The following is a 14,989-nucleotide window of genomic DNA, read 5'->3' as shown; positions in this document are numbered from 1 at the left end:
TTAAATATCTATATTTGTGATATAAAAAAAAAATAATAATGTATTTATTTTTATTAATTGATTTCGTTTATGAAAACTTTTAAAGAATACAATTTTTTAAACGATAAAATCATTAAAGCTATAGAAAATATTGGATTCAAATATCCTACTCCTATACAAAAAAAAGTAATTCCATTTTTATTAGAATCTGAAAAAGATATAATAGCATTAGCACAAACAGGAACTGGAAAGACTGCAGCTTTTGGATTACCTATTATACAAAAAATAAATTTAGAGATTCGTTATGCACAAGCATTAATATTATGTCCAACAAGAGAATTATGTCTTCAAATTACACGTGATCTATTAAGTTTTTCAAAATATATTTTACTAATAAAAATTATTCCATTATATGGTGGAGTTAGCATAGATAATCAAATACAATTATTGAAAAAAAGTAATCATATAATTGTAGGTACACCAGGTAGAATTATTGATTTAATTCGAAGAAATAAATTATATTTATCTAATATTAAGTATTTAATACTTGATGAAGCAGATGAAATGCTAAATATGGGATTTAAAGAAGAATTAGATTCCATTATATTAAAATTACCAAAAAAAAGACAAAGTTTATTATTTTCGGCTACAATGTCTAAATATATGAATGTTATAGCACATTCTTATTTAATAGAACCAAAAGAAATTATTACAGGAAAACGGAATATTTGTTCTGATGATGTAAAACATATTTACTACATAGTAAGTAATTCAAATAAATATTTAGCATTAAAACGTATTGTAGATATACATCCCGAAATTTATGGAATTATATTTTGTAGAACTAGAAAAAATACTAAAGAAATAGCAGAATCTTTAATACAAGATGGTTATAATACAGATGCTATTTATGGAGATTTATCACAAGCACAACGTGAGTCTGTTATGAATAAATTCAGAACAAAAAAATTACAATTACTTGTAGCAACAGATGTTGCTGCTAGAGGAATAGATGTAAATGATATTACTCATGTTATAAACTATAATCTTCCTGATGAAAATGAAATTTATGTGCATAGAAGTGGTCGAACGGGAAGAGCTGGAAATTCAGGTATTTCCGTTTGTATTATTCATTCTAATGAAATTAAAAATTTACGAGAATTTGAAAAAAAAATTGGAAAAACTTTTGAAAGAACTATGATCCCTTCTGGAAAAGAAATTTGCGAAAAACAATTCCTTTATTTTATAGAAAAAGTAAAAAAAGTAGTAGTTGATGAACAATCAATGATTCCTTATTTTCCAAAAATAAAAAAAAAATTAGAATCTTTTGATAAAGAAGAATTAATAAAACGTTTTTCTTGGATAGAATTTAATCGTTTTATTTCATCTTATAAAAATTCTAAAGATCTTAATATTATTTTTTCCTCTAAATCTAATTCCTCTTTATTTTATACTAAAAAATTCAAAAAAGGATCTTTTTTAAAATCTAAAAAATTCAAAAAAGAATCTTTTTCTAAACTTTTTTTAAATATAGGATCCAAAGATAATTTAACAAAATTAAGATTAATTAATTTAATTAATCAAATAGTGAATAAAAATTCACGTATTAATATTGGACATATAGAAATTTTATCAAATTTTTCTTTATTTGAAGTAGAAAAACGTTATCAAAATAAAATCTTAACAGGAATGAGTAGAATAAATCATTTTGGTAGACCCCTTTCTATAGAAATAAAAAATTAAAATTTTTTTAAATAATTACATTAATTTATGGCTGGTAATATTTTTGGAAATATATTTCGAATTACTACTTTTGGAGAGAGCCATGGAAATTCTTTAGGAGGAATTATTGATGGATGTCCAGCTGGATTAAAATTAAATTTTAAAAAAATTCAAAAAGAATTAAATCGTAGAAGACCTGGTCAATCATCTATTGTAACTCCAAGAAATGAACCTGATCAAGTAAATTTTCTTTCAGGTATCTTAGATGGAATAACTACAGGAACTCCTATCGGTTTTATTATTGATAATAAAGATCATAAATCTGAAGATTATAAACATATAAAAAATATATATCGTCCTTCTCATTCAGATTTTACATATGAAAAAAAATATGGAATAAGAGATTATAAAGGTGGTGGTAGATCTTCTGCTCGGGAAACAATATGTAGAGTTGTAGCGGGATCTATTGCTAAACAATTAATAAAAAATATTCAAATAATATCTTATGTTTCTTCTGTAGGAAATATTGAAATAAATAAATCTTATCAAGATCTTGATTTATCTGAAAAAAATATAGAAAAATCACCTATTAGATGTCCAGATATATATACCGAAGAAAAAATGTTATCATTAATTCATCAAACCAAAAAAATAGGGGATACTCTAGGAGGAACTATTACTTGTGTAATAAAAAATATTTCATCTGGAATTGGAGAACCGGTTTTTGATAAATTACATGCAGAATTAGCTAAAGCAATGCTTTCAATTAATGCTGTAAAAGGATTTGAATATGGTAGTGGATTTTTTGGTTCTAAATTAACTGGATCTCAACATAATGATTTATTTAATATTGATGGGACTACTCAAACTAATTTATCTGGAGGAATTCAAGGTGGAATATCAAATGGAATGGATATTTATTTTAAAATTGCTTTTAAACCTGTAGCAACAATTATGAAAAAACAAAAAACTATAGATAAATATGGAAATTTTTCAATTATAGAAGGAAAAGGAAGACATGATCCTTGTGTACTTCCTCGTGCTGTTCCTATTGTAGAATCAATGACTGCTTTAGTTATAGTAGATTATTATATGTTAAAAAAATTATCTAAATATTCTGAAATAAAAAATTGAAAAATCGTTTTATCATTTTTATTTTAGGTCCCACAAGTATTGGAAAAACATCTATTTCAATTTTTTTAGCAAAACAATTAAAAACGGAAATTTTATCTTGTGATTCTAGACAATTTTATAAAGAACTAAAAATAGGAACTTCTATGCCAACAATGGAAGATCTTAAATTAATTCCTCATCATTTTATAGGACATTTAACTATTCATCAAATTTATAATGCAAAATATTTTGAGATAGAATCTCGTCAAAAAATAAAAAAATTATTTCATAAATATTCTATTTTAATCATGGTGGGAGGATCGGGGCTATATGAAAAAGCAGTAATAAATGGATTATCTGATATTCCCAATATTGATTTAAATATTAGAAATAATTTAATTTTTAATTTTAAAAAAAAAGGGATCCTTTTTTTACAAAAAAAAGTTAAAAAGTATGGAAAAATACCTAATTATTTAGATATGAATAATCCAAGACGTTTAATACGATATTTAGAAATATTTCAATCTACAGGTAATCCTCCTATTTTTTTCTTTAAAAAAAAATATTTAAATAATTTTACGGTTTTAAAAATAGGATTAATTTTATCAAAAGATGAAATTTATTTTCGAATCAATAATAGAGTAGAAAAAATGATCAAAAATGGATTATTAGAAGAAGCCAAAAAATATTATCCTTATAGATATCTAAATAGTTTAAATACTATAGGATATAAAGAAATTTATAATTTTTTTTCCAAAAAAAAATATTCTATTTTAGAAATTTCAGAAGAAATAAAAAAAAATACCCGAAAATATGCAAAAAAACAATTAACATGGTACAGAAAAGATCCTTCCATAACATGGTTTAATCCAAAAGAAAAAGATAAAATATTATCTTTTATTTTAAATAAAGTGGGCAATACTGGATTTGAACCAGTGACCCCCCTGCTTGTAAAACAGATGCTCTAAACCAAACTGAGCTAATTGCCCTTATTTTTTAATATACTACTTTTTGTAAATTTAAGGAAAAATTTAGAATTAAAGCTTCAGAAACAATAAAAGTACTCCCAGATATTAAAATTAAATCTTTTTTTTTTGCTTTTAATTTAGCGTATAAATAAGCATTTTTTACAGAAGAAAAAAAATATATTTTTCTATAATTTTTAAAATTTTTTTTTACCAACTTTTTTAATTTGTCAATAGGGTATTTTCTTTTTATATTTGGTTGACAAAAATAATAAAAAGCTTCATTAGAAAAATATTTTAATAATTTTTCTACTTTTTTTTCTTTTACAAAACCTAATATTAAATGTAAATTTTTGTATAATTCTTTTTTTAATTGATTTTTTATCATAATAAATCCACCTTCATTATGAGCAATATCACAGATAATTTTTGGATTATACTGTAATATATGCCAACGACCTTTAAAAGAAGTATTTTTAATAATATTTTTTAATCCATTTTCTATAGATTTATTCGAAATAATGATATTTTTTCTTTTATTTAAAATATCTATAATTTTTAATACAATAATTTTATTTAAATTTTGATATTTTGCTTCAAATGGATTTTTATATTTAGAATAATCTTTTATATTTTCTGAAAAATATATCGGAGAATTTTTTTTGAATGATTCTTGTAAAAAAATAAATCGTATATCATTTGATATTTTATTTCCAATTATAACTGATTTATTTTTTTTTATAATACCTGCTTTTTCTAAAGAAATTTTTAATCGATTTTCTCCAAGAGATTCTGTATGATCTTCACTAATATTAGTAATCACTGATATTTCAGGATCTATTATATTAGTAGAATCTAAACGCCCACCCATTCCTACTTCAATTATAGCTATATAAACTTTTTTTTCTTTAAAATATTGAAAAGCCAAAGCAGTATTCATTTCAAAAAATGATATTTGTTCTTTTTCAATAATTTTTTTATTTTCTTTAATAAAATCTATAATAAAATCTTTTTCTATAAGATATCCATTATAGCATATTCTTTCTCTAAAATCTATTAAATGAGGTGAAGTAAATAATCCTATATTATATTTTTCTTCTTGTAAAATAGAAGATAACATATGTACTGTAGATCCTTTTCCATTTGTTCCTCCTACATGAATACTTTTAAAATAACATTGAGGATTTCCTAAATAAGAACAAAAAGTTTTTATTCTTTTTAAACCTGGTTTATATGATTTTAATCCAATATTTTGATAACTTGGAAGACGATTAAAAATCCATTTAATAGTTTCATAATAATTCACTAGTATAAAATTTTATTTATATAACAAAAATATATTTTTTAGAAAAAAAAAATTTAAATTTATTAAGTATTTAATTATTATTGATAATAGAATCACAATTACATTTTATTGAAAAAATTATAGAAGAAGATATAAAAAATGGATTTTCTACTAAAAATATAAAATTTAGATTTCCACCAGAACCAAATGGATATCTTCATATAGGACATGTTAAAGCTATTTATCTAAATTTTGAATTAGGGAAAAAGTATAATGCCCCAGTAAATTTGAGATTTGATGATACCAATCCTATTGAAGAAAAAATAAAATTTATAAATTCTATAAAAAAAGATATAAAATTTTTAGGTTTTGAATGGGATCAGGAATATTATTCTTCAAACTATTTTCAACAACTTTATGAATGGGCTATAAAACTTATTAAAAATAATAAAGCTTATGTAGATGATCTACCTAAAAATATTATTCAATTTCAAAGAAAAACTCCTTTTGAATCTGGAATAAATAGCAATTATAGAAATAGATCCATAAAGGAAAATTTATATTTATTTGAAAAAATGAAAAAAGGATTTTTTGAAGAAAAAACATGTGTACTAAGAGCAAAAATAGACATGAATTCCTCAAATATGAATATGCGAGATCCAATTATGTATAGAATTTTGAAAAAAACACATCATCGTACCAAAAATAAATGGTGTATTTATCCTACTTATGATTGGACACATGGATTATGTGATTATATTGAACAAATATCACATTCTTTATGCTCATTAGAATTTGAAAATAGACGTCCTTTATATAATTGGTATTTGGATCAAATCGTTGAAAAAAATAAAATAAGACCTAAACAAATAGAATTTTCAAGATTAAATTTAAGCTATTCTATAACTAGTAAAAGAAAAATACAATTTTTAATAAATAAAAAAATAATAAAATCTTGGGAAGATCCTCGAATTTTTACAATATCTGGATTACGTAATAGAGGTTATACAGCTATAGCAATAAAAAATTTTATAAAAAAAATAGGAATTTCCAAAAGAAATAATTTGATTGATATATCTCTTTTAGAATTTAAAATTCGAGAACATTTAAATAAAATATCTACTAGAGTAATGGTTGTTTTAAATCCAATTAAATTAATTATTGATAATTATTCTTCAAAAAAAATAGAATGGGTTAATGCAGAAAATAATCCAGAAAATCCAAAATTTGGATATAGAAAAATTCCTTTTTCCAAATATTTATATATTGAAAAAGATGATTTTTTTAGAAAAAAAAGAAAAAAATTTTTTAGACTTTCCATTGGTTGTGAAGTAAGACTTAAAAATGCTTACATTATTAAAGCAAATTCCATAATAAAAAATTTTAATGGAGAAATAATAGAAATACACTGTACTTACGATCCTATAAGCAAATCTGGTAAGAATAAAAAAAATTCAAAAAAAAGAAAAATAAAAAGTACTTTACATTGGGTTTCTATAAAACATTCTATTCCTATAAATATATATATATATAACTCTTACTTTTTTTTAAAAAAAAAAGTAGATAAAAATTTCAATAAATATATTAATCCAAAATCAATAGATAAAATTATAGCTTATGCAGAACCATTTCTTCATAACGCTAAAAAAGGAGATCATTTTCAATTCCAAAGAATTGGATATTTTTATGTAAATACAATGAATACATACAATAAAAAATTAATTTTTCATAAAACAGTATCCATTAAAGATCAATGGAAAAAAATAAATAATAATAAACAAATTGAATTATAAAATTTCTGATAAAATATTTTCATATTCTTTCAATCCAGTTCCTGCAGGTATTTTATGCCCTACAATAACATTTTCTTTTAATCCAGATAAATAATCTGTTTTACTACTTATAGCTGCTTCACTTAATACCTTAGTAGTTTCCTGAAAAGATGCTGCAGATATAAAAGATTTAGTTTGCAATGCAGATCTTGTAATTCCTTGTAATATAGGTCTTCCAATAGCAGGAATTGCATTTCTAGTTTTTATCAATTTCTTTTTTTTATATTTTAAAACTGCATTCTCATTTCTAAAATCTCTATAACTAATTATATCTCCAGATTTAAAATTTTCAGAATCCCCCGAACTTTCAATAACTATCATTTGAGAAATTCTATCATTTTCTTCTATAAAATCATCTTTATATTCAATATTTCCTTCTAAAAATTTAGTATCTCCTATATCTATAACTTCGATTTTTCGCATCATTTGTAAAACAATAATTTCAAAATGTTTATCATTAATTTTTACACCTTGTAATCGATATACTTCCTGAATTTCTCTAATTAAATATTCTTGAACTGCTCTAGGGCCTCTTATATTTAAAATATCATTAGGGGTTATAGCACCATCAGATAAAGCCATCCCCGCTTTAACATAATCATTTTCTTGAACAAGAATTTGATTAGAAAGTTTCACAAGATATTTTTTTATATCACCTGTTTTAGATTCAACAATAATTTCTCTATTTCCTCTTTTTATTTTTCCATGACTAACTATTCCATCCATTTCTGATACTACAGCTGGATTAGAAGGATTACGTGCCTCGAATAATTCTGATAATCGAGGTAATCCTCCAGTAATATCACCAGATTTAGCAGTTTTTCTAGGAACTTTCACTAAAATTTTACCTATTTCTATTTTTTCTTCATCTTCTACCATTAAATGAGCACCTACCGGTAGATTATAAAATTTTAATTCTTTATTGTTATTATCAAGAATTTTTAATGTTGGTATAAAATTTTTATTTCTTACTTCTGTAATAACTTTTTCCTGAAATCCAGTTTGTTCATCAATTTCTACTTGAAAAGATATACCTTGTTCTAAATTCTGATAAGATATTATTCCAGTATATTCTGAAACAATAACTGCATTATATAAATCCCATTTACATATTTGATCTCCTTCTTTTAATTTATCACCATGTTTAACATATAAAGTTGCTCCATAAGGAATATTATGAATCATTAAAATAGAAGATTTTTCTTGATTAAAAAGTTTCATTTCTGTAGAACGAGAAACAACTATTTTTAATTTTTTCCCATAATCATTTTTTATTTGTACAATTTTTAAATCTTCAAATTCTATAATTCCATCATATTTTGCTCTTATTTGAGAAGATTCAGCTATATTTCCAGCTGTACCTCCAACATGAAAAGTTCTAAGAGTTAATTGTGTACCGGGTTCTCCAATAGATTGAGCAGCAATTACGCCTACAGCATCTCCTTTTTGAACTATCTTTCCAGTAGATAAATTTCTACCATAACATTTAGAACAAATTCCCATTTTAGATTCACAAGTAAGAGGAGAACGAACTTCTACAAATTCAATCCCAACTTTTTCAATTAAATACGCAATTTTTTCATTGATCATTTCTCCAGAAGAAACTAATAATTGATTTTTTTTAGGATGATAAACATCATTTAAAGATACTCTTCCTAAAATTCTATTAAATAAGGTATCCACTATTTCTTCATTTTTTTTTAAAGCAGATATTTCTAACCCACGTATAGTTTTACAATCTTCTATTTTTATAATAACATCCTGTGCAGCATCAACTAAACGTCGAGTAAGATATCCAGCATCTGCCGTTTTTAAAGCTGTATCTGCTAACCCTTTACGAGCTCCATGAGTTGATATAAAATATTCTAAAATAGAAAGACCTTCTCTAAAATTTGATAAAATTGGATTTTCAATAATTTCTCCACCAGAAGATCCAGCTTTTTGGGGTTTTGCCATCAATCCTCGCATACCAGAAAGTTGACGAATTTGTTCTTTAGAACCTCTAGCACCAGAATCTAACATCATATAAACTGGATTAAAACCATTTCTATCCTCACGCATACGTTTCATTACTTTTTCTGTAAGCATTGCATTTGTATTAGTCCAAATATCAATAACTTGATTATAACGTTCGTTATTTGTAATTAACCCCATATTATAATTTGTTTTTACATTATCAACTTGTTTTATAGCAGCATCTACCATATTATTTTTATCTTTAGGAATAATAATATCACCTAATCCAAAAGATAGCCCACCTTTAAATGCATTATAAAAACCTAATTCTTTAATATCATCTAAAAATTTTGCAGTAGTAGGTACATTAGTAAGATGTAAAATTTTTCCAATAATCTCTCTTAAAGATTTTTTTGTAAGGGATTCATTAATAAATCCTACTTGTTTAGGAACAACTTGATTAAATAAAACTCTACCTACAGTAGTTTCTATTAATTGATTATATAATAAATTATCATTCTTTCTAATATTCACTTTTACCTTAATCAAAGTATGCAATTTTACTATATTTTGATAATAGGCTATTTTTACCTCTTCTGAAGAATAAAAAATAAAAACCTTTTTTTTTACTTTTTTATTTTTTGAGGAATATAATGGTTTAGTCATATAATATAATCCTAATACCATATCTTGAGATGGGACCGTAATGGGAGACCCATTAGCTGGATTCAAAATATTTTGAGATGCTAACATAAGAAGTTTAGATTCTAAAATTGCTCCCGGAGATAAAGGTAAATGTACAGCCATTTGATCTCCATCAAAATCTGCATTAAAAGCCGCACAAACTAAAGGATGCAATTGGATTGCTTTTCCTTCTATTAATTTAGGCTGAAAGGCTTGAATACCTAGTCTATGTAAAGTTGGTGCTCTATTTAATAATACAGGATGTCCTCTCAAGACATTTTCCAAAATTTCCCATATCATTGGTTCTCTTTTATCAATAATTTTTTTGGAAGATTTTACAGTTTTTACTATTCCTCTTTCAATTAATTTTCTTATAATAAAAGGTTTATATAATTCTGCTGCCATATCTTTAGGTAATCCACATTCATGTAATTTCAAATGAGGACCTACTACAATAACTGAACGAGCCGAATAATCTACTCTTTTTCCCAGAAGATTCTGTCTAAATCTTCCTTGTTTCCCTTTTAAAGAATCCGATAATGATTTTAAAGGGCGATTACCTTCAGTTTTTACTGCAGAAACTTTTCTTGAATTATCAAAAAGAGAATCTACAGCTTCTTGAAGCATCCTTTTTTCATTTCTTAAAATAACTTCAGGAGCTTTAATTTCCATAAGTCGTTTCAAACGGTTATTTCTTATAAGTACACGACGATATAAATCAGTCATATCAGAAGCTGCATAGCGCCCCCCATCTAGAGGGACTAAAGGACGTAATTCAGGTGGTATAACAGATAAAACATGAATAATCATCCATGAAATATTTCCTCCATTTTTTTTCCCTTCTCTAAAGGATTCCACTACTTGTAACCGTTTTAAAGCTTCAGTTCTTCTTTGTTTAGATGTTTCGTTGTTTGCCTGATTTCTTAATTCAATAGATAAAAGATCTAAATCTAAACGATTTAAAAGATCTCCTATACATTCAGCCCCCATTTTAGCTATAAATTTATTAAGATCCGTATCATCTAATAACTGATTCCCTTTCGGTAATTTATATAAAATATATAAATATTCTTCTTCTGTAAGAAAATCTCCTTTTTTTAAATTTGATCCATCTAAACGACTAGCTATACCTCCTTGAATGACTACATATCGCTCATAATAAATGATCATTTCAAGTTTTTTAGATGGTAATCCCAATAAATATCCTATTTTATTAGGAAAAGTTCTAAAACACCAAATATGGACAATGGGGACAACAAGACTAATATGACCCATTCTTTCTCTCCTAACTTTTTTTTCAGTAACCTCTACTCCACATCTATCACAAACAATTCCTTTATAACGTATCCTTTTATATTTACCACAAGCACACTCATAATCTTTTACTGGACCAAAAATACGTTCACAAAAAAGTCCATCTCTTTCTGGTTTATGAGTTCTATAATTAATTGTTTCTGGTTTTAAAACTTCTCCATTAGATTCTTTTAATATAATTTCTGGAGATGCTAATCGAATTGTAATTTTACTGAATCTACTATTTTTTTTATTCATTTTTTAATGTATCATATAATATATATCTAAAATAGAAGTCAAAAACAATACAATAATAATTGTCACTCTTCTAAATTAATATCCAAACCTAATCCTTTTAATTCATAACATAAAACATTAAAAGATTCTGGATTATTTGGTTCTGGAATTGGATCTCCTTTAACTATAGATTCATAAGTTTTAGCTCTTCCTATTACATCATCTGATTTGACAGTTAATATTTCACGTAAAATATTAGATGCTCCAAAAGCTTCTAAAGCCCAAACTTCCATTTCTCCAAAACGTTGACCTCCAAATTGAGCTTTTCCTCCTAAAGGTTGTTGAGTTATAAGTGAATATGGACCTATGGAACGAGCATGCATTTTATCATCTACCATATGACCTAATTTCAACATATATATAATACCAACTGTTGCAGGTTGATCAAATCTTTCTCCTGTCCCTCCATCAAATAAATAAGTAGTCCCAAAATTTGGGATACCCGCTTTTTTTGTATATTCTGTTATTTTTTCTATACTAGCTCCATCAAATATAGGGGTAGAAAATTTAATACCTAATTTATATCCTGCCCAACCTAATACTGTTTCATATATTTGTCCAATATTCATTCTAGACGGAACTCCTAATGGATTTAATACAATATCTACTGGACTACCATCTTCTAAAAAAGGCATATCTTCTTCACGAAGAATACGTGCTACAACTCCTTTATTACCATGTCTACCTGCCATTTTATCTCCTACTTTTAATTTTCTTTTTTTTGCAATATAAACTTTAGCCATTTTAATAATTCCAGAAGGTAATTCATCTCCGATAGTAATAGAAAATTTTTTATGTTTCATAATACTATTTAAATCATTAAATGATATTTTATAATTATGCAATATTTCTGATATAATATTATTAATTTCTACATCAAAAGTCCAATTATATGGAGAAATATTTATATAATCAGATATACTATTTAATAGTTTTAGACTAAATTTTGTACCTTTTTCTATAAATTTTTGTTTTTTTTCATCTAAAAAAATTTTTTTAGAAACTTTTCCATGTAAAACTGTATATAATTTTTTTAAAAAATTATTTTTTAAATCTAAAAATTTTTTATCGTATTCTTTTTCTAGATAATCTATTTTTATTTTATCTTGAGCTCTAGATTTTTTATCTTTTATACTTCTAGTAAATAATTTTGTGTCAATTACAATACCAAATAAAGAAGGTTCTGCCCTTAAAGAAGCATCTTTTACATTTCCAGCTTTATCGCCAAAAATAGCTCTTAATAATTTTTCCTCTGGTGTTGGATCCGATTCTCCTTTTGGAGTTATTTTTCCAATAAGAATATCCCCAGGTTTAACTTCAGCTCCAACACGAATAATTCCATTTTCATCCAAATCTTTAGTAGCCTCCTCACTAACATTTGGAATATCATTTGTTAATTCCTCCATCCCTAATTTTGTATCCCGTACATCTAAAGAATATTCATCTATATGTATTGATGTGAACCAATCTTCACTAACTACTTTTTCTGAAATTAGTACAGCATCTTCAAAATTATATCCATTACAAGGAATAAAAGCTGCTCTTAAATTTCTTCCTAATGCTAATTCTCCATTTTCAGTTGCATATCCTTCACATAAAATTTCCCCTTTTACTATCCTCATTCCTTTTTTAACAATAGGTTTTAAAGTAATACATGTATTTTGATTTGTTTTTCTAAATTTTATTAAATCATAAACTTTAATTTCGGAATTAAAGCTTACTAATTTTTCTTTTTCCGTTTGATCATAACGAATAATTATTTTTTTTGCATCAATATATTCTACTATTCCATTTTTTTCTGCATTAATTAAAATTCGAGAATCTATTGCTATTTGTTTTTCCAATCCAGTTCCAACAATAGGTGATTCAGGATTTAATAATGGAACGGCTTGACGCATCATATTAGATCCCATAAGTGCTCTATTAGCATCATCATGTTCCAAAAAAGGAATTAAAGAAGCTGAAATAGAAGCTATTTGATTAGGTGCTACATCTATATAATCTACTTGTTTTGGTTTTACTATTGGAAAATCACCATCTTTACGAGCAATAATTCGGTCAGATATAAAATTTCCAGATTTATCTATAGAATTAGCTTGTGAAATTACTTTACCTTCTTCTTCTTCTGCACTTAAATATTTAATTTTAGATTTTAAATTTACTTTTCCATTACTAGTAAATCTATAAGGAGTTTCTACAAATCCCATATTATTAATTTTTGCAAAAACAGAAAGAGAAGAAATTAAACCAATATTAGGACCTTCTGGAGTTTCAATTGGACATAATCTTCCATAATGAGAATAATTTACATCTCTAACCTCAAATCCAGCTCTTTCTCTAGATAATCCACCTGGCCCTAAAGCTGATAATCTTCTTTTATGAGTTATTTCAGATAATGGATTTGTTTGATCCATAAATTGAGATAATTGGTTAGTTCCAAAAAAAACATTTATAACGGAAGATAATGTTTTAGAATTAATCAAATCTATAGGCATAAAAACTTCATTATCTCGAACATTCATTCTCTCTCTAATAGTTCTAGCCATTCTAGATAATCCAATACTAAATTGAGTATAAAGTTGTTCTCCGACAGTTTTTACACGTCTATTAGATAGATGATCAATATCATCTACTTCTTTTTTAGAATTAAACAATGCATTCAAATGTTCAACTATAGCAATAATATCTTCTTTAGTTAAAACTAAATAATTGGGATCTATATCTAAACTAAGACGTTTATTTAAACGATATCTCCCAACAGGTCCTAAACTATATCTAGAATCTGAAAAAAAAAGTTTATCTATAATTCCCTTAGCAGTTTCTTCATCAGGAGGTTCGGTATTTCTAAGTTGTCTATATATATATTCTACAGCTTCTTTTTCAGAATTAGTAGGATCTTTTTGTAAAGTATTATAAATAATAGAATAATCTTTTTTTTTTCCTCCTTCTTTATGCAAAAGAATTGTTTTTATTTCATTTTGAATAATAATATCTATATGCTCTTGTTTTAGAATAATATCTCTATCTATTAAAATTTTATTTTTTTCTATGGAGACTACTTCACCAGTATCTTCATCTACAAAATCTTCATGCCATATTTTCAATATTCTAGCAGCAATAGTTCTATCTAAAATATTCTGATTATTTTCTATTATTTTAACTTCTTCCGCTAGATTAAATATTTCTAATATATCTTTATCTCTTTCATATCCAATAGCACGAAGTAAAGTCGTCATTGGTAATTTTTTCTTTCTATCAATATACGCATACATAATATTATTGATATCTGTAGCAAATTCAATCCAAGATCCTTTAAAAGGAATAATTCTTGCGGAATATAATTTAGTTCCATTTGCATGATGGGACTGACCAAAAAAAACTCCTGGCGAACGATGTAATTGAGATACAATTACCCGTTCTGATCCATTAAAAATAAAAGATCCAGAAGGAGTCATATATGGATAAGTACCTAAATATACATCTTGATATACAGTTTCAAAATCCTCATGTTCAGGATCTGTACAATATAATTTTAATTTAGCTTTTAAAGGGACACTATAAGTTAATCCTCTTTCTATACACTCTTCTATAGAATATCTAGGAGAATCTATGGAATATCCTTTAAATTCTAAAACAAAAGAATTTCTTGCATCTGAAATTGGAAAATTTTCGGTAAAAGCTTTAAATAAACCTTCATTTTTTCTATTTTCTGGTTTTGTATCAAGTTGAAAAAAATCTTTAAATGATTTTATTTGAATATCCAATAAATCAGGATATTCTACTTGTTTTTTTACTGATGCAAAAGTAATTCTTTCTTCTGATTTTTCTGAAAATTTTTCTATATTTACCAAATTTTAAAGTAA

The 14,989-nt window shown here is 25.3% G+C and carries 6 protein-coding genes, 1 tRNA gene and 1 pseudogene; 4 read left to right on the top strand and 4 right to left on the bottom strand.

All coding sequences use genetic code 11. The features are described 5' to 3' along the window. Positions 1 to 69 precede the first annotated feature (69 nt). The 3 genes and pseudogenes from BLBCPU_RS00880 to miaA all read left to right on the top strand — a co-directional run. A complete protein-coding gene (locus tag BLBCPU_RS00880) occupies positions 70 to 1,722 on the top strand; it encodes a DEAD/DEAH box helicase (RefSeq protein ID WP_014246120.1) in 1,653 nt (550 codons plus the stop codon). 27 nt (positions 1,723 to 1,749) lie between these two features. Beyond that, positions 1,750 to 2,835, top strand: coding sequence for a chorismate synthase (aroC, locus tag BLBCPU_RS00875; RefSeq protein ID WP_014246119.1), 1,086 nt, complete (start codon positions 1,750 to 1,752; stop codon positions 2,833 to 2,835). Then, a pseudogene (miaA, locus tag BLBCPU_RS02975) lies at positions 2,832 to 3,680 on the top strand (tRNA (adenosine(37)-N6)-dimethylallyltransferase MiaA); the annotation flags it as partial. The gene aroC and the pseudogene miaA, both read left to right, overlap by 4 nt. 46 nt (positions 3,681 to 3,726) lie before the next feature. Here miaA and BLBCPU_RS00870 read toward each other — a convergent pair. Continuing rightward, a tRNA-Val gene (locus BLBCPU_RS00870) sits at positions 3,727 to 3,803 on the bottom strand. A 7-nt stretch (positions 3,804 to 3,810) separates the two neighbouring features. Then, positions 3,811 to 5,085, bottom strand: coding sequence for a folylpolyglutamate synthase/dihydrofolate synthase family protein (locus BLBCPU_RS00865; protein ID WP_014246117.1), 1,275 nt, complete (start codon positions 5,083 to 5,085; stop codon positions 3,811 to 3,813). A gap of 80 nt (positions 5,086 to 5,165) precedes the next feature. On the opposite strand from BLBCPU_RS00865, the gene glnS reads away from it, so the two are divergent. Further along, positions 5,166 to 6,857 (top strand): glutamine--tRNA ligase, encoded by a 1,692-nt coding sequence (gene glnS / locus BLBCPU_RS00860; RefSeq protein WP_014246116.1) that lies wholly within the window; start codon positions 5,166 to 5,168, stop codon positions 6,855 to 6,857. Here the strand turns inward: glnS and rpoC are convergent. Further along, complete coding sequence (rpoC, locus tag BLBCPU_RS00855; protein WP_014246115.1) at positions 6,852 to 11,087, bottom strand: DNA-directed RNA polymerase subunit beta'; 4,236 nt, start codon at positions 11,085 to 11,087, stop codon at positions 6,852 to 6,854. The two genes, glnS and rpoC, sit on opposite strands and share 6 nt — an antisense overlap. A gap of 62 nt (positions 11,088 to 11,149) precedes the next feature. Beyond that, on the bottom strand, positions 11,150 to 14,977 hold the full coding sequence (gene rpoB / locus BLBCPU_RS00850) for a DNA-directed RNA polymerase subunit beta (protein ID WP_014246114.1): 3,828 nt from the start codon (positions 14,975 to 14,977) through the stop codon (positions 11,150 to 11,152). Positions 14,978 to 14,989 lie beyond the last annotated feature (12 nt).

It is taken from the genome of Blattabacterium sp. (Cryptocercus punctulatus) str. Cpu (genome assembly GCF_000236405.1).
GTDB lineage: Bacteria > Bacteroidota > Bacteroidia > Flavobacteriales > Blattabacteriaceae > Blattabacterium > Blattabacterium punctulatus.
Note: the sequence above shows the minus strand (reverse complement) of the source record. Positions and strands in the feature narration are given on the sequence as shown.

What these genes read in the sequence shown, in the direction of transcription:
- BLBCPU_RS00880 (WP_014246120.1), top strand. Translation starts at nt 70, where the DNA reads ATGAAAACTTTTAAAGAATACAATTTTTTAAACGATAAAATCATTAAA.
- aroC (WP_014246119.1), top strand. Translation starts at nt 1,750, where the DNA reads ATGGCTGGTAATATTTTTGGAAATATATTTCGAATTACTACTTTTGGA.
- rpoC (WP_014246115.1), bottom strand. Translation starts at nt 11,087, where the DNA reads ATGAATAAAAAAAATAGTAGATTCAGTAAAATTACAATTCGATTAGCA.